Raw genomic sequence first — 15,904 nt, 5'->3', positions numbered from 1 at the left:
GACATGGCCGTGCAGGACCTGCTGTCCCAGGATGAGATCGATGCGCTGTTGCATGGCGTCGACGATGGTCTGGTACAGACCGATACCGCCGCCGAACCCGGCAGCGTCAAAAGCTACGACCTGACCAGCCAGGATCGCATCGTCCGTGGACGCATGCCGACCCTGGAAATGATCAACGAGCGTTTCGCCCGCTACACCCGCATCAGCATGTTCAACATGCTGCGCCGTTCGGCGGACGTTGCCGTCGGTGGCGTGCAGGTGATGAAGTTCGGCGAATACGTGCACTCGCTGTACGTGCCGACCAGCCTCAACCTGGTCAAGATCAAACCGCTGCGCGGCACTGCGCTGTTCATCCTCGACGCCAAACTGGTGTTCAAACTGGTGGACAACTTCTTCGGCGGCGACGGCCGTCACGCGAAGATCGAAGGGCGTGAATTCACCCCTACCGAACTGCGTGTGGTGCGCATGGTGCTGGAGCAGGCCTTCGTCGATTTGAAGGAAGCCTGGCAGGCGATCATGGAAGTGAACTTCGAGTACATCAACTCGGAAGTGAACCCGGCCATGGCCAACATCGTCGGCCCGAGCGAAGCCATTGTGGTGTCGACGTTCCACATCGAACTCGATGGCGGTGGCGGCGACCTGCACGTGACCATGCCGTACTCGATGATCGAGCCGGTGCGCGAAATGCTCGACGCCGGCTTCCAGTCGGACCTCGATGATCAGGACGAGCGCTGGATCAACGCCTTGCGCCAGGACGTGCTGGACGTCGACGTACCGATCGGGGCCACCGTCGCCCGTCGCCAGTTGCGCCTGCGCGACATCCTGCACATGCAGCCGGGGGATGTGATCCCGGTCGAGATGCCGGAAGAAATGATCATGCGCGCCAACGGCGTGCCGGCCTTCAAGGTCAAGATGGGCTCGCACAAAGGCAACCTCGCGTTGCAAGTGATCGAACCGATCGAGCGCCGCTGACCGGCGCTCCACCCTCCCTTTTAATTGACTGCTCTTGATTGAGCAGGTGCCCGCCGAGGACAAATGATGAATGACGATATGAACGCCCAGGACGACCAGGCACTGGCTGACGAATGGGCTGCGGCCCTGGAAGAAACCGGTGACGCCGGGCAAGACGATATCGATGCCTTGCTGGCTGCCGATGCCGCCAGTTCGCCGTCCAACCGTCTGCCGATGGAAGAGTTCGGCAGCGTGCCGAAGAACAACGATCCGGTGACGCTGGACGGTCCGAACCTGGACGTGATTCTCGACATCCCGGTGTCGATTTCCATGGAAGTCGGCAGCACCGATATCAACATCCGCAACCTGCTGCAACTCAACCAGGGGTCGGTGATCGAGCTCGATCGTCTGGCTGGCGAACCGCTGGACGTGTTGGTCAACGGCACGCTCATCGCCCACGGTGAAGTGGTGGTGGTCAACGAAAAGTTCGGCATCCGCCTGACCGACGTGATCAGCCCAAGCGAACGCATCAAGAAGCTGCGCTGAGTGAAAAAGGTTCCGGGTTTTGTGCTGGGGTTGGCGCTGGCCTTGCCGTTCAGCGTGTGGGCGGCCGAGCCCGTGACGACGGCTGCGACAGCGGCCGCCGCGCCGGCTGTCAGCAGCGGTGTGGCCGGGCAATTGACGCAGTTGGTGTTCGGCTTGCTGCTGGTGCTGGGGTTGATCTTCTTCCTCGCCTGGTTGCTGCGCCGGGTCCAGCAGGCCGGGCCGGCCGGCAAGGGGCAGGTGATCGAGCTGATCGGTTCCCGGGCGCTGGGTCCCCGTGACCGTTTGATGCTGGTGCAGGTCGGCAACGAACAGATTCTGCTTGGCCTGAGCCCAGGCACCATCACTGCGTTGCATGTGCTCAAGGAGCCGGTGCAAGTGCCGAGCGGGACTGAAAAAGCGACTCCGGAGTTCGCCCAGCGTCTGTTGGAGCTGTTGGGCAAGGATCAGAAGGATAAGAAGTAATGGGTGCGTTACGCATCGTCTTGACGCTGGCCCTGATGCTGGTCGCGCCGCTGGCGCTGGCCGCCGATCCGTTGTCGATCCCGGCAATCACCCTGGGCACCAACGCCAACGGCGCTCAGGAATACTCGGTCAGCCTGCAAATCCTGCTGATCATGACCGCGCTGAGTTTCATCCCGGCGTTCGTCATGCTGATGACCAGTTTCACCCGGATCATCATCGTTTTCTCGATCCTGCGTCAGGCCCTGGGCTTGCAGCAGACACCGTCGAACCAGATCCTCACCGGCATGGCGCTGTTCCTCACCATGTTCATCATGGCGCCGGTGTTCGATCGCGTGAATCAGGATGCCTTGCAGCCATATCTGGCGGAAAAACTCACCGCCCAGGATGCCGTGACCAAGGCTCAGGTACCCATCAAGGACTTCATGCTGGCCCAGACTCGCAGCAGCGATCTGGAGCTGTTCATGCGCCTGTCCAAACGCACCGACATCGCTACGCCGGATCAGGCGCCGCTGACGATTCTGGTGCCGGCGTTCGTCACCTCTGAGCTGAAAACCGCGTTCCAGATCGGCTTCATGATCTTCATTCCGTTCCTGATCATCGACCTGGTCGTGGCCAGTGTGCTGATGGCCATGGGGATGATGATGCTCTCGCCGCTGATCATATCCCTGCCGTTCAAAATCATGCTGTTCGTGCTGGTGGATGGCTGGGCGTTGATTATCGGTACCCTGGCGAGCAGCTTCGGCGGTGTTTCGCCATGACGCCGGAAGTGGCCGTAGACATCTTTCGCGAAGCGCTCTGGCTGACCACCATGATGGTCGCCGTGCTGGTGATCCCGAGCTTGCTGGTGGGCCTGTTGGTGGCGATGTTTCAGGCGGCCACCCAGATCAACGAACAGACCCTGAGCTTCCTGCCGCGCCTGCTGGTGATGCTGGTGACACTGATCGTTGCCGGCCCGTGGCTGGTGCAGACCTTCATGGAATACATCCTGCAGTTGTACGGCAGTATTCCTCAGGTCATCGGCTAGACCATGTCGCTGCTGCAATTGACCGATACCCAGATCAGTACCTGGGTGGCAACGTTCATGTTGCCGCTGTTTCGCGTCGGTTCGTTGCTGATGGTCATGCCGATTTTCGGCACGACGCTGGTACCCAAGCGCGTGCGTCTGTACTTCGCGCTGGCGATCACCTTCGTGATCGCTCCCGGCCTGCCGCCGATGCCGCCGGTCAATGCGTTGGACTTGAGTGCGCTGCTGCTGATTGCCGAGCAGATCATCATCGGCGCGGTCCTGGGCTTCTCCTTGCAGCTGTTCTTTCAGGCATTCGTGGTGGCGGGGCAGATCGTCGCGATCCAGATGGGCATGGGCTTCGCCTCGATGGTCGACCCTACCAACGGTGTCTCGGTGGCGGTGATCGGGCAGTTTTTCACCATGTTGGTGACGCTGCTGTTTCTGTCCATGAATGGTCACCTGGTGGTGTTCGAAGTGCTCACCGAGAGCTTCACCACGCTGCCGGTCGGTGGCGGGTTGATGGTCAATCATTTCTGGGAACTGGCTGGCAAGCTCGGCTGGGTGCTCGGCGCCGCATTGTTGCTGGTGTTGCCGGCGATCACCGCGTTGCTGGTGGTCAACATTGCGTTTGGCGTGATGACCCGGGCGGCGCCGCAGCTGAACATCTTCTCGATCGGCTTCCCGCTGACCCTGGTGCTCGGGCTGTTCATCGTCTGGGTCGGGCTGGCGGACATCCTCAATCAGTATCAACCGCTGGCTTCCGAGGCCTTGCAGTTTTTACGTGAACTGGCACGGGCGCGCTGAGTCATGGCGGAGAGCGAGAGCGGTCAGGACAAAACGGAAGACCCCACGGAGAAACGCAAAAAGGACTCCCGTGAGAAGGGCGAGATTGCGCGTTCCAAGGAACTCAATACCTTGGCGATCATGCTCGCTGGCGCGGGTGCGCTGCTGATTTTCGGTGGTGCATTGGCCCAGGACATGATGGAGCTGATGAGGATGAACTTCACGCTGTCGCGGGAAGTGATTCTGGATCAGCGCAGCATGGGCATCTTCTTGCTGCACTCGGGACAGATTGCCCTGTTGGCGATTCAACCGGTGATGATCACTTTGCTGTTGGCTGCATTGATTGGCCCGATTTCCCTCGGCGGCTGGCTGTTCGCGGCGGGCTCCATGGCGCCGAAATTCAGTCGCATGAACCCCGGCGCTGGCCTGAAACGGATGTTTTCAGCCAAGGCGCTGGTGGAGTTGCTCAAGGCTCTGGCGAAGTTTTTCATCGTCTTGTTCGTGGCGTTGGCGGTCTTGTCGTCGGACATTGATGATCTGCTGCGCATCGCCCATGAGCCGTTGGACATGGCGATCATTCACAGCCTGCAAGTGGTCGGCTGGAGCACGTTGTGGATGGCGTGCGGGCTGATCATCATCGCGACGGTCGATGTGCCGGTGCAGCTGTGGGAGAGCCACAAGAAACTGCTGATGACCAAGCAGGAAGTGCGCGACGAGCACAAGGATCAGGAAGGGCGGCCAGAGGTCAAACAACGCATTCGCCAGTTGCAGCGGGAGATGTCCCAGCGGCGAATGATGGCCGCGATCCCCGAGGCCGACGTGGTCATCACCAACCCGACGCACTATGCCGTGGCCCTCAAATACGATCCGGAAAAGGGTGGGGCGCCGATGCTGATCGCCAAGGGCAGCGACTTCCTGGCCTTGAAGATCCGTGAAATCGCGGTGGCCAATGAAGTGCTGCTGCTCGAATCGCCGGCGCTGGCGCGTTCGATTTATTACTCCACCGAACTGGATCAGGAAATCCCCGGCGGGCTGTATCTGGCAGTGGCTCAGGTATTGGCTTACGTCTACCAGATCCGCCAGTACCGCGCCGGCAAGGGCAAGCGTCCGGATCTGCCCGGGGATGATTTGCCGATTCCGCCGGATTTGCGTCGCGATTCCTGATTGTGCGTTGGTAGTGCCGGCCTCTTCGCGGGCAAGCCTCGCTCCTACAGGTTTTAAGTCGGTCGCGGTATATGCGAACGACACGGGACTGTAGGAGCGAGGCTTGCCCGCGAAGACGCCGATACGAACGATACAAATCCCCCCAGACAGCCCTCTATTTCCCCGCTTGGCAAAAGTTGGAAGGCTTCTTGCAGTAGCCGCCCTGCGCCTGCTTCAGGCGTCAAAAGTTTGCTTTAAAGGAACGGGGAAAACCGGTGGATCGCTCTCAGTTAATCAGCACTGCACGCACAAACGTCGCCGATCTCAGTCGGGGCAATCTGGGTGTGCCGCTGTTGCTGCTGGTGATGCTGGCCATGATGATGTTGCCGGTGCCGCCGTTCCTGCTGGACGTGTTTTTCACGTTCAACATTGCCTTGTCCATCGTCGTGTTGCTGGTCTGCGTGTACGCCTTGCGACCGCTGGATTTTGCCGTGTTCCCGACCATTCTGCTGGTGGCGACGTTGCTGCGACTGGCGTTGAACGTGGCCTCGACACGGGTGGTGATGCTCCACGGTCAGGACGGCCATGCCGCCGCCGGTAAGGTGATCCAGGCCTTCGGCGAGGTGGTGATTGGCGGTAATTACGTGGTTGGTATCGTGGTCTTCGCGATCTTGATGATCATCAACTTCGTCGTGGTGACCAAGGGTGCCGGGCGGATTTCCGAGGTGAGCGCGCGCTTCACCCTCGATGCGATGCCCGGCAAACAGATGGCCATCGACGCCGACCTGAACGCCGGCCTGATCGACCAGAACCAGGCGAAATTGCGCCGGATGGAAGTGGCCCAGGAAGCCGAGTTCTACGGTTCGATGGACGGTGCCAGCAAGTTCGTGCGTGGTGACGCCATCGCCGGTCTGCTGATTCTGTTCATCAACCTGATTGGCGGCATGGCGGTCGGCATTTTCCAGCACGGCATGAGCTTTGGCGATGCCGGTCGGGTGTATGCCTTGTTGACCATCGGTGACGGTTTGGTGGCGCAATTGCCATCACTGCTGTTGTCGACTGCCGCGGCAATCATGGTGACCCGTGCTTCCGGTTCGGAAGACATGGGCAAACAGATCAATCGTCAGATGTTCGCCTCGCCGAAAGCCCTGGCGGTGGCCGCTGGCTTGATGGCGGTGATGGGGCTGGTGCCCGGCATGCCGCACTTCTCCTTTCTGAGCATGGCAGCCCTGGCGGCGGGCGGCGCTTATCTGTTCTGGAAGAAGCAGAACGCGGTCAAGGTTCAGGCGCTGCAAGAGGTCAAGCGTCAGCAGGAATTGCTGCCATCGCCGGCCCGTGCTCAGGAAACCAAAGAGCTTGGCTGGGATGACGTGACCCCGATCGACATGATCGGCCTGGAAGTCGGCTACCGCCTGATTCCGCTGGTGGACCGCAATCAGGGTGGTCAGTTGCTGGCGCGGATCAAGGGCGTGCGTAAAAAGCTCTCACAGGACCTGGGCTTCCTGATGCCGACCGTGCATATCCGTGACAACCTCGACCTGGCGCCCAGCGCCTACCGCCTGACCCTGATGGGCGTGATCCTGGCCGAGGCCGAGATTTATCCGGACCGCGAGCTGGCGATCAACCCGGGGCAGGTCTACGGTACGCTCAACGGTATTACCGCCAAAGATCCGGCTTTTGGTCTGGAGGCGGTCTGGATCGAAATCAGCCAGCGTGCCCAGGCGCAATCCCTCGGTTACACCGTGGTCGATGCCAGTACGGTAGTGGCAACGCACTTGAACCAGATTCTGTACAAGCACTCCAGCGAGCTGATCGGCCACGAAGAAGTCCAGCAACTCATGCAATTGCTGGCCAAAAGCTCGCCGAAACTGGCCGAAGAGCTGGTGCCGGGGGTAGTTTCGCTGTCGCAACTGCTCAAAGTCTTGCAGGCGTTGCTGGCCGAACAGGTGCCGGTACGGGACATTCGCAGCATCGCCGAAGCCATCGCGAACAACGCCGCCAAGAGTCAAGATACTGCCGCTTTGGTGGCCGCGGTGCGCGTCGGTGTATCCCGTGCCATCGTGCAAAGCATTGTAGGCACTGAGTCGGAGCTGCCTGTGATCACCTTGGAACCAAGGTTGGAACAAATATTGCTCAATAGTCTTCAGAAGGCAGGACAAGGCTCGGAAGAGGGCGTTCTGCTGGAGCCAAGCATGGCAGAGAAACTGCAACGCTCGTTGATCGAAGCGGCGCAGCGTCAGGAAATGCAAGGTCAACCGGTGATTCTGCTGGTGGCCGGTCCGGTTCGCGCGATGCTCTCGCGATTCGGCCGACTGGCAGTCCCGGGTTTGCATGTGTTGGCTTACCAGGAAATTCCTGACAACAAGCAAGTGACCATCGTTGCGACAGTAGGGCCCAACGGCTGAGGTAGTGGTTTATGCAAGTTAAGCGTTTTTTCGCCGCCGATATGCGTCAGGCCATGAAACTGGTTCGTGATGAGCTGGGCGCCGATGCCGCCATCATTGGCAATCGCCGGATCGCCGGTGGTGTCGAGCTGACGGCTGCCCTGGATTACAAATTGTCGGCGCTGGCCCCGCGTGTTCCGAACATGGAACTCGAGGATGAGCTGCGCAAGACCCAGTCGCGGATCGTTACCGCCCAGGCCGAACTGAGCCTGCGTGGCGATGGCGAGAGCGACAAGACCACCAATCGCCAATTGTTCGCCGGCCTGCCGTTGACCGCCGCCGAGCCGCTGATCGAGTCGACACTGGCCGAACCTCGGCGTCCGGCTCCCGCGCCTGCCGCAGCGACCGGCGTCGACCCGCGTGCCTTCGACTCGATGCGTTTCGAGCTCAACAGCCTGCGTGAACTGATGGAAGTGCAGCTCGGCTCGCTGGCCTGGAATCAGCTGCAAGGCAGCCGTCCGGCGCAGGCCAACCTTTGGCGTCGTCTGCAACGCATCGGCCTGTCCGGCCCGTTGTCACGCGACTTGCTGGCGTTGATTACCGAGATTGAAGAGCCACGTCAGGCCTGGCGCATGTTGCTCGCGCACCTGGCGCGGATGATTGCCACCCCGGAAGTCGAGCCACTGGAAGAGGGCGGTGTGATTGCCATGGTCGGTCCGGCCGGCATGGGCAAGACCACCACGCTGGCCAAGCTCGCGGCCCGTTACGTGCTCAAGTACGGCGCGCAAAACATCGCCCTGGTGAGCATGGACAGCTATCGCATCGGGGCTCAGGAGCAGCTCAAGACCCTGGGCCGCATCCTCAATGTCTCGGTGACCCACGTCGACCCGGGCCAATCGCTGGTGCAGGCGCTGGAACCCTTGCTGCGCAAACGCGTGGTGCTGATCGATACCGCCGGCCTGCAGGCCAGCGATCCGGCACTGCGCATGCAGCTCGAAAGCCTGGCCGGACGAGGCATCAAATCAAAAAATTATCTGGTTTTGGCAACCACCAGCCAGAAACAGGTTCTAACCGCCGCTTATCACAGTTACAAGCGTTGCGGGCTAGCTGGCTGCATCCTGACTAAACTGGATGAAACGGCAAGCTTGGGCGAGGTGTTGAGCCTGGCCATCAGCCATGAATTGCCGGTGGCTTACCTGACCGATGGCCCGCGGATCCCGGATGATTTGCATCTGCCGCGTCGTCATCAGTTGGTCAGCCGCGCCGTTAGCGTGCAAATGCAGGAAGAACCCAGCGAAGAAGCCATGGCTGATATGTTCGCTGACCTTTACCACAGTCCGACCAAGCGGGTTGGCTGAGGTATTAATGAACAGTTTTTGTACCTACATCGATGGTCTGCCATGCATTGTTCAGTTGGTGAACGCGCAGCCAGTAATGTGGCCTCCGTCTAAGTAAGACAAGGTAAAGAAATAACATGGGCAGCATGCATCCCGTACAGGTGATCGCGGTGACCGGCGGCAAAGGTGGCGTCGGCAAGACTAACGTGTCAGTGAACTTGTCCCTGGCTCTAGCTGAGCTCGGCCGGCGCGTCATGCTGCTGGATGCCGATCTGGGGCTGGCGAACGTCGACGTCCTGCTGGGGCTGACACCCAAACGCACCCTGGCCGACGTGATCGAAGGCCGCTGTGAGCTGCGCGACGTGCTGTTGCAAGGGCCTGGCGGTATCCGCATCGTCCCGGCCGCGTCCGGCACCCAGAGCATGGTTCACCTGAGCCCGGCCCAGCACGCCGGCCTGATCCAGGCTTTCAGCGACATCGGCGACAACCTCGACGTATTGGTGATCGACACCGCTGCGGGCATTGGTGACTCGGTAGTCAGTTTCGTGCGCGCAGCCCAGGAAGTCTTGCTGGTGGTGTGCGACGAACCAACCTCGATCACCGACGCCTACGCGCTGATCAAACTGCTTAACCGCGATTACGGCATGAACCGCTTCCGCGTCCTGGCCAACATGGCGCAGAGCCCGCAGGAGGGCCGCAACCTGTTCGCCAAGCTGACCAAGGTCACGGATCGTTTTCTTGACGTCGCCTTACAATACGTCGGTGCGGTGCCTTACGACGAATGCGTGCGCAAGGCCGTGCAGAAGCAGCGTGCCGTCTACGAAGCCTTTCCGCGTTCCAAGTGCGCCCTGGCTTTCAAGGCCATTGCGCAGAAGGTCGATACCTGGCCGCTGCCGGCCAACCCGCGCGGGCACCTGGAGTTTTTCGTCGAGCGTCTCGTGCAACAAACGGCAGGACCCGTGCTATGACAGCCAGCGGTTACAACCTCTACAAGAAATCGGCACGTGACGCGCAGTACGAGCTGATCGAGCGTTACGCGCCACTGGTCAAACGCATTGCCTATCACTTGCTGGCGCGTCTGCCGGCCAGTGTCCAGGTCGAAGACCTGATCCAGGCCGGGATGATCGGCCTGCTTGAAGTATCAACCAAATACGACGCCAGCAAAGGCGCGAGTTTCGAGACGTACGCGGGCATTCGAATCCGCGGCGCGATGCTCGATGAAGTGCGCAAGGGGGACTGGGCGCCACGTTCGGTCCACCGTAATACCCGTATGGTCAGTGACGCGATTCGCTCGATTGAAGCTAAAACCGGCCGTGATGCTAAAGATCACGAGGTTGCGGCCGAACTCCAATTGAGTCTCGACGATTATTACGGGATTTTGAACGACACCCTGGGCAGCCGGTTATTCAGTTTCGACGATCTGTTGCAGGACGGCGAACACGAAGGGCTGCACGAGGATGGCGCCAGTGCTCATCTTGAGCCGTCACGCGATCTGGAAGATGAACGCTTCCAGGCGGCGCTGGCGGACGCGATTGCCAATTTGCCGGAGCGTGAGCGACTGGTGTTGGCGCTGTACTACGACGAGGAGTTGAACCTCAAGGAAATCGGTGAGGTCCTGGGGGTCAGCGAATCGCGGGTCAGCCAGTTACACAGCCAGTGCGCGGCCCGTTTGCGGGGGCGTTTGGGGGAGTGGCGAGCGCGCTGAAGGCAGTGTGGGGACACTGCGAATGGAGCTGGTGTGGTGTTAACTGCGCCGGTCTCGATCTGTTGTGCTCCAGACAGTCATTGAGTGCTTTGCCGGATTGATTGAAATGGCGTGTCCAGGTGCTGGGCGCGTTTAAGACTGCTTGGAGGTCGAATTGGACAAGAACATGAAAATCCTCATCGTTGATGACTTCTCAACGATGCGGCGGATCATAAAAAACCTGTTGCGTGACCTTGGGTTCACCAACACGGTCGAGGCGGATGATGGCACCACTGCCATTCCGGTACTCAACAGCGGGAGCATCGACTTTCTGGTAACGGACTGGAACATGCCTGGCATGACCGGTATCGACCTGCTGCGTCACGTGCGCGCCGATGAAAAGCTCAAGCACCTGCCGGTGCTGATGGTGACCGCTGAAGCCAAGCGCGAGCAAATCATCGAAGCGGCCCAGGCCGGTGTTAACGGCTATGTGGTCAAACCCTTCACAGCCCAGGCGTTGAAAGAAAAAATCGAGAAGATTTTCGAACGCATCGGTTGATGTACTGCGCCACGGGGGAGCTATGGAGCATAACGAATCTTCACAGGGCGATTTTGAGTCGACCCTGAAAAAACACGCGGTCGAACTGGTCGAAAGCCTTGAAAAAGGCAGGTTCGGCGACGCTGTGCAACTGATCCATGAGCTCAACCAGACCCGTGACCGCGGCCTGTACCAGGAAGTGGGCAAGCTCACTCGCGAGCTGCATAGCGCGATCGTCAATTTTCAGATTGACCCGCACATGCCGCAAGCCGAAGAGGTGTCTCAGATCACCGATGCCACCGAGCGTTTGGGCTATGTGGTCAAGCTGACCGAGGCCGCGGCCAACCGCACCATGGACCTGGTGGAAAACGCCACGCCGCTGATCAACAGCCTGAGCGACGAAGCTCAGGCGCTGAGCACGGATTGGGGGCGGTTCATGCGTCGCGAAGTCGGGGCTGAAGAGTTCCGTGAACTGGCCCGGCGGGTCGATGGTTTCCTGACACGCAGCAGTGAGGACAACCGCGTCGTGTCGAGCAACCTCAACGACATTCTGCTGGCCCAGGATTACCAGGACCTCACAGGGCAAGTGATCAAACGCGTGACCCAATTGGTCACCGAAGTTGAAAGCAACCTGCTCAAGCTCGTGCTCATGGCCAGTCAGGTCGACCGCTTTGCGGGTATCGAACATGACCGTGAAGCGATGCTGGCTGAAAAAGATCCGCAAAAACATCTCTCTCAGGGTGAAGGTCCACAGATTCATGCCGATAAAAGAGAAGACGTTGTGTCCGGTCAGGACGATGTGGACGATTTGTTATCCAGCCTGGGATTTTAGAGTTTTAGAATTTTAGGTTTTTTGGGTTTTTAGACCTGTAGGAGCACCCCCTTAATGAGCTTCGGCGCCGATGAAGAGATCCTTCAGGATTTCCTGGTTGAGGCCGGCGAGATTCTAGAGCAACTGTCCGAACAGCTGGTCGAGCTTGAAAGCCGACCGGATGATGCGGATTTGCTCAATGCAATTTTTCGCGGTTTTCACACTGTAAAAGGGGGCGCCGGCTTCCTCCAGCTCAACGAGCTGGTGGAGTGCTGTCACATCGCCGAGAACGTGTTCGACATCCTGCGCAAGGGTGAACGACGCGTCGACTCGGAACTGATGGACGTGGTTCTCGAGGCACTGGACGCGGTGAACAGCATGTTCAGCGAAGTCCGCGAACGCAGTCCGATCACGGCTGCCACGCCTGAATTGCTTGCAGCGTTGGCCCGTCTGGCCGAGCCGCAAACCGCCGATGAAGCGGCACCTGTCGCTGAAGTGGCGCAAGAGCCTGCCGCCGAAAGCGAGTCAGGTGACATCACCGATAACGAATTCGAACAACTGCTGGACTCGCTGAATGCCGTCAAGGCTCAGGCCGAGGCGCCAGCTGCTGTTCCGACACCGGCGCCGACCAGCGATGCGGCGACCAGTGACGAAATCACCGATGCCGAGTTCGAGTCATTGCTCGATCAGTTGCACGGCAAAGGCCAGTTCGCCCCCGATGCCGTGGCCGCAGCGCCTACCGCACCGGCTGCCCCGAAAGCGGCAGGCGACAGCTCCGACATTACTGACGACGAATTCGAAGCACTGCTCGACCAGTTGCATGGCAAAGGCAACTTTGCGGTCGATGCGCTGGAGTCGGCGATTGCTTCGGCGCCGGCCCCGGCTGCGCCAACCGCTAAAGCCGCTGGCGGCGATCTGATCTCCGATCACGAGTTCGAATCGCTGCTCGACGAATTGCACGGTAAAGGCAAGTTCACTGAAGTCGGCACCGCTTCGGCTGCCGCCTCGGTAGCGGCTCCAGCGGCCAAGGCGCCTGCGCCAAAAGCTGTGGCCAAAGCCCCCGAGCCTAAAGCCGAGGCGCCGAAACCGGCGGCCGCGGCTGCACCGGCGCCTGCCCGTGCCCCGGCTGCGCCACCACCGGAAAAACCGGCCAGCGAAGCCGAGACCACCGTGCGGGTCGATACCGCGCGTCTCGACGAAATCATGAACATGGTCGGCGAGTTGGTACTGGTGCGTAACCGCCTGGTCCGTCTGGGCCTCAACAGCGGCGACGAAGCCATGTCCAAGGCCGTGTCGAACCTCGACGTGGTCACGGCCGACCTGCAAACCGCGGTCATGAAGACCCGGATGCAACCGATCAAGAAAGTTTTCGGGCGCTTCCCGCGTCTGGTTCGTGACCTGGCTCGCCAGCTCAAGAAAGAGATCAACCTGGAGCTGGTCGGCGAAGAAACCGACCTCGACAAGAACCTCGTCGAGGCCCTGGCCGACCCGTTGGTCCACTTGGTGCGCAACTCGGTCGACCACGGTATCGAAGAACCGGCTGATCGCGAAGCGATGGGCAAACCTCGCAGCGGCAAGGTGATCCTGTCCGCTGAACAGGAAGGCGACCACATCCTGCTGTCCATCTCCGATGATGGCAAAGGTATGGACGCCGATGTTCTGCGCGGTATCGCCGTGAAGAAAGGCCTGATGGACAAGGATGCGGCGGACCGTCTCAGCGAGTCGGATTGCTTCAACCTGATCTTCGCTCCGGGCTTCTCGACCAAGACCGAAATTTCCGACGTCTCCGGGCGCGGCGTGGGCATGGACGTGGTGAAAACCAAGATCGCCCAGCTCAACGGCACCATCAATATCTACTCGACCAAGGGCAAGGGCTCGAAGATCGTCATCAAGGTCCCGTTGACCCTGGCGATCATGCCGACGCTGATGGTCATGCTCGGCAACCAGGCGTTCGCGTTCCCGCTGGTGAACGTCAACGAGATCTTCCACCTCGACCTGTCGCGCACCAACGTGGTGGACGGCCAGGAAGTGGTGATCGTGCGGGACAAGGCGCTGCCTCTGTTCTACCTCAAGCGCTGGCTGGTCAGCTCCGCCGCTCACGAAGAGCAACGCGAAGGCCATGTGGTGATTCTTTCGGTGGGCACTCAGCGGATCGGCTTCGTCGTCGACCAGTTGGTGGGTCAGGAAGAAGTGGTCATCAAGCCATTGGGCAAAATGCTCCAGGGAACCCCGGGCATGTCCGGCGCCACCATCACCGGTGACGGCCGCATTGCACTGATTCTCGATGTGCCGAGCATGCTCAAGCGTTACGCCGCACGGCGTATTTGATTCTGGGGGAGCGGGGCGACTGAGCCTCGCCCCGTCTAACGGAGTGTTTATGGTAGTCAAAGTCCTGGTGGTGGACGATTCGGGGTTTTTCCGCCGCCGCGTCTCGGAAATTCTTTCAGCGGATTCGAATATCCAGGTTGTCGGTACGGCAACCAACGGCAAAGAGGCGATTGATCAGGCACTGGCCCTCAAGCCAGACGTGATCACCATGGACTACGAGATGCCGATGATGGATGGCATCACGGCGGTGCGGCACATCATGCAGCGCTGCCCGACCCCGGTGTTGATGTTCTCCTCGCTGACGCACGAAGGCGCGCGGGTGACCCTCGATGCGCTGGACGCCGGCGCGGTGGACTTCCTGCCGAAGAATTTCGAAGACATCTCGCGCAACCCGGAGAAGGTCAAGCAACTGCTGTGCGAGAAGATTCTCAGCATCTCGCGCAGTAACCGTCGTGTCAGTGCCTACACCCCTCCGGCACCGGTAGCCGCGCCAGCCCCGACACCTGCGCCTTCGAGCATCGGCAGTTACGGCAGCAGCGCGCCTGCGCGTCCGGCACCGGCACCGATTCCGGCTCGCAGCCATGCAGCGACTCCCTCGTCGCCAGCGCCGAAACGCAAAGCCTACAAACTGGTCGCCATCGGCACCTCCACCGGTGGTCCGGTTGCGCTGCAACGGGTTTTGACCCAGTTGCCGGCCAATTTCCCGGCACCGATCGTGTTGATCCAGCACATGCCGGCAGCCTTCACCAAGGCGTTCGCCGAGCGTCTGGACAAGCTGTGCCGCATCAGCGTCAAGGAAGCCGAGGATGGCGACATCCTGCGTCCGGGCCTGGCGCTGCTGGCACCGGGTGGCAAGCAAATGATGATCGACGGCCGTGGCGCGGTGAAAATCCTGCCGGGCGACGAGCGTCTGAACTACAAACCGTGCGTGGACATCACCTTCGGTTCTGCGGCCAAGTCCTACGGCGACAAAGTTCTGGCGGTGGTACTGACCGGCATGGGCGCCGACGGTCGCGAAGGCGCGCGTCTGCTCAAGCAGGGCGGCAGTGCGATCTGGGCTCAGGATGAAGCCAGCTGCGTGATCTACGGCATGCCGATGGCCATCGTCAAAGCCGAGCTCGCGGACGCGGTGTACAGCCTGGACGATATCGGCCGGCACCTGGTCGAGGCGTGCCTCTGATGGATGTGCTCAGCCTTATCGGGATCATCATGGCGTTCGTCGCCATCATTGGCGGCAACTACCTTGAAGGCGGTCACCTCGGCGCGCTGGCCAACGGCCCGGCGGCGTTGATCGTGCTCGGTGGGACCATCGGCGCGGCGCTGCTGCAATCGCCGATGAGCGCCTTCAAGCGCGCCATGCAGGTTCTCGCCTGGATTCTTTTCCCCCCTCGGGTGGATCTGGCTGGTGGCATCGATCGCGTAGTGAACTGGAGCCTGACCGCCCGCAAGGAAGGTTTGCTCGGCCTGGAAGGGGTGGCCGACGCCGAACCCGACAGCTACTCGCGCAAAGGCCTGCAATTGCTGGTGGACGGCGCCGAGCCGGAAGCGATTCGCAGCATCCTGGAAGTGGATTTCTACACCCAGGAAAGCCGCGACATCGAAGCCGCCAAAGTCTTTGAAAGCATGGGCGGCTACGCGCCGACCATCGGCATCATCGGTGCGGTGATGGGCCTGATCCACGTCATGGGCAACCTGGCCGATCCGTCGCAACTGGGCAGCGGTATTGCCGTCGCGTTCGTCGCCACCATCTACGGCGTGGCCAGTGCCAACCTGGTGCTGCTGCCGGTTGCCGCCAAGCTCAAGTCCATCGCGTTGCGCCAGTCGCGTTATCGCGAGATGTTGCTGGAAGGCATCCTGTCGATCGCCGAAGGTGAAAACCCTCGCTCTATCGAGTTGAAGCTTCAGGGCTTCATGGATTGATTGGAGTAATG

At 60.4% G+C, this 15,904-nt stretch carries 16 protein-coding genes; all 16 read left to right on the top strand.

Annotation, left to right across the window (positions count from 1 at the left end; genetic code table 11):
• The first annotated feature begins 3 nt into the window (after positions 1 to 3).
• A complete protein-coding gene (gene fliM, locus KGB14_RS16045) occupies positions 4 to 972 on the top strand; it encodes a flagellar motor switch protein FliM (protein WP_223487754.1) in 969 nt (322 codons plus the stop codon).
• A 66-nt stretch (positions 973 to 1,038) separates the two neighbouring features.
• Positions 1,039 to 1,497: a flagellar motor switch protein FliN gene (gene fliN, locus KGB14_RS16040; protein ID WP_411740787.1), complete on the top strand. Its 459-nt coding sequence runs from the start codon at positions 1,039 to 1,041 to the stop codon at positions 1,495 to 1,497.
• The gene (gene fliO, locus KGB14_RS16035; protein WP_223487752.1) at positions 1,498 to 1,959 is read left to right on the top strand and encodes a flagellar biosynthetic protein FliO; all 462 of its coding nucleotides are present in this window, start codon (positions 1,498 to 1,500) and stop codon (positions 1,957 to 1,959) included.
• On the top strand, positions 1,959 to 2,717 hold the full coding sequence (gene fliP, locus KGB14_RS16030) for a flagellar type III secretion system pore protein FliP (protein ID WP_223487751.1): 759 nt from the start codon (positions 1,959 to 1,961) through the stop codon (positions 2,715 to 2,717). Before fliO ends, fliP begins: the two co-directional genes overlap by 1 nt.
• On the top strand, positions 2,714 to 2,983 hold the full coding sequence (fliQ, locus tag KGB14_RS16025) for a flagellar biosynthesis protein FliQ (protein ID WP_007948918.1): 270 nt from the start codon (positions 2,714 to 2,716) through the stop codon (positions 2,981 to 2,983). The genes fliP and fliQ overlap by 4 nt, the downstream gene beginning before the upstream one ends.
• A gap of 3 nt (positions 2,984 to 2,986) precedes the next feature.
• On the top strand, positions 2,987 to 3,769 hold the full coding sequence (fliR, locus tag KGB14_RS16020) for a flagellar biosynthetic protein FliR (protein WP_223487750.1): 783 nt from the start codon (positions 2,987 to 2,989) through the stop codon (positions 3,767 to 3,769).
• 3 nt (positions 3,770 to 3,772) lie between these two features.
• The gene (flhB, locus tag KGB14_RS16015; RefSeq protein WP_223487749.1) at positions 3,773 to 4,912 is read left to right on the top strand and encodes a flagellar biosynthesis protein FlhB; all 1,140 of its coding nucleotides are present in this window, start codon (positions 3,773 to 3,775) and stop codon (positions 4,910 to 4,912) included.
• Positions 4,913 to 5,166: 254 nt separating this feature from the next.
• Positions 5,167 to 7,296, top strand: coding sequence for a flagellar biosynthesis protein FlhA (gene flhA, locus KGB14_RS16010; RefSeq protein WP_223487748.1), 2,130 nt, complete (start codon positions 5,167 to 5,169; stop codon positions 7,294 to 7,296).
• Between the two features lie 11 nt (positions 7,297 to 7,307).
• Positions 7,308 to 8,633: a flagellar biosynthesis protein FlhF gene (flhF, locus tag KGB14_RS16005; RefSeq protein WP_223487747.1), complete on the top strand. Its 1,326-nt coding sequence runs from the start codon at positions 7,308 to 7,310 to the stop codon at positions 8,631 to 8,633.
• Positions 8,634 to 8,749: 116 nt separating this feature from the next.
• On the top strand, positions 8,750 to 9,580 hold the full coding sequence (gene fleN / locus KGB14_RS16000; RefSeq protein ID WP_223487746.1) for a flagellar synthesis regulator FleN: 831 nt from the start codon (positions 8,750 to 8,752) through the stop codon (positions 9,578 to 9,580).
• Entirely contained in the window at positions 9,577 to 10,317 is a 741-nt protein-coding gene (fliA, locus tag KGB14_RS15995; protein ID WP_007894214.1) for an RNA polymerase sigma factor FliA, read from the top strand. Before fleN ends, fliA begins: the two co-directional genes overlap by 4 nt.
• 166 nt (positions 10,318 to 10,483) lie before the next feature.
• A complete protein-coding gene (locus tag KGB14_RS15990) occupies positions 10,484 to 10,855 on the top strand; it encodes a chemotaxis response regulator CheY (protein ID WP_003183998.1) in 372 nt (123 codons plus the stop codon).
• Positions 10,856 to 10,877: 22 nt separating this feature from the next.
• A complete protein-coding gene (locus KGB14_RS15985) occupies positions 10,878 to 11,666 on the top strand; it encodes a protein phosphatase CheZ (protein WP_008072644.1) in 789 nt (262 codons plus the stop codon).
• A 54-nt stretch (positions 11,667 to 11,720) separates the two neighbouring features.
• Positions 11,721 to 13,973: a chemotaxis protein CheA gene (locus KGB14_RS15980; RefSeq protein WP_223487745.1), complete on the top strand. Its 2,253-nt coding sequence runs from the start codon at positions 11,721 to 11,723 to the stop codon at positions 13,971 to 13,973.
• 49 nt (positions 13,974 to 14,022) lie between these two features.
• Complete coding sequence (locus KGB14_RS15975) at positions 14,023 to 15,153, top strand: chemotaxis response regulator protein-glutamate methylesterase (protein WP_223487744.1); 1,131 nt, start codon at positions 14,023 to 14,025, stop codon at positions 15,151 to 15,153.
• The gene (locus KGB14_RS15970) at positions 15,153 to 15,893 is read left to right on the top strand and encodes a flagellar motor protein (RefSeq protein ID WP_223487743.1); all 741 of its coding nucleotides are present in this window, start codon (positions 15,153 to 15,155) and stop codon (positions 15,891 to 15,893) included. Before KGB14_RS15975 ends, KGB14_RS15970 begins: the two co-directional genes overlap by 1 nt.
• Positions 15,894 to 15,904: the final 11 nt, after the last annotated feature.

The sequence above is a fragment of the Pseudomonas sp. A-RE-19 genome, from assembly GCF_019956555.1.
Taxonomy (GTDB): domain Bacteria; phylum Pseudomonadota; class Gammaproteobacteria; order Pseudomonadales; family Pseudomonadaceae; genus Aquipseudomonas.
This window is presented reverse-complemented; position numbering and strand designations above follow the sequence as displayed.

What these genes read in the sequence shown, in the direction of transcription:
- fliM (WP_223487754.1), top strand. Translation starts at nt 4, where the DNA reads ATGGCCGTGCAGGACCTGCTGTCCCAGGATGAGATCGATGCGCTGTTG.
- fliN (WP_411740787.1), top strand. Translation starts at nt 1,039, where the DNA reads ATGAATGACGATATGAACGCCCAGGACGACCAGGCACTGGCTGACGAA.
- fliP (WP_223487751.1), top strand. Translation starts at nt 1,959, where the DNA reads ATGGGTGCGTTACGCATCGTCTTGACGCTGGCCCTGATGCTGGTCGCG.
- fliQ (WP_007948918.1), top strand. Translation starts at nt 2,714, where the DNA reads ATGACGCCGGAAGTGGCCGTAGACATCTTTCGCGAAGCGCTCTGGCTG.
- fliR (WP_223487750.1), top strand. Translation starts at nt 2,987, where the DNA reads ATGTCGCTGCTGCAATTGACCGATACCCAGATCAGTACCTGGGTGGCA.
- flhB (WP_223487749.1), top strand. Translation starts at nt 3,773, where the DNA reads ATGGCGGAGAGCGAGAGCGGTCAGGACAAAACGGAAGACCCCACGGAG.
- flhF (WP_223487747.1), top strand. Translation starts at nt 7,308, where the DNA reads ATGCAAGTTAAGCGTTTTTTCGCCGCCGATATGCGTCAGGCCATGAAA.
- fleN (WP_223487746.1), top strand. Translation starts at nt 8,750, where the DNA reads ATGGGCAGCATGCATCCCGTACAGGTGATCGCGGTGACCGGCGGCAAA.
- fliA (WP_007894214.1), top strand. Translation starts at nt 9,577, where the DNA reads ATGACAGCCAGCGGTTACAACCTCTACAAGAAATCGGCACGTGACGCG.
- KGB14_RS15990 (WP_003183998.1), top strand. Translation starts at nt 10,484, where the DNA reads ATGAAAATCCTCATCGTTGATGACTTCTCAACGATGCGGCGGATCATA.
- KGB14_RS15985 (WP_008072644.1), top strand. Translation starts at nt 10,878, where the DNA reads ATGGAGCATAACGAATCTTCACAGGGCGATTTTGAGTCGACCCTGAAA.
- KGB14_RS15980 (WP_223487745.1), top strand. Translation starts at nt 11,721, where the DNA reads ATGAGCTTCGGCGCCGATGAAGAGATCCTTCAGGATTTCCTGGTTGAG.
- KGB14_RS15975 (WP_223487744.1), top strand. Translation starts at nt 14,023, where the DNA reads ATGGTAGTCAAAGTCCTGGTGGTGGACGATTCGGGGTTTTTCCGCCGC.
- KGB14_RS15970 (WP_223487743.1), top strand. Translation starts at nt 15,153, where the DNA reads ATGGATGTGCTCAGCCTTATCGGGATCATCATGGCGTTCGTCGCCATC.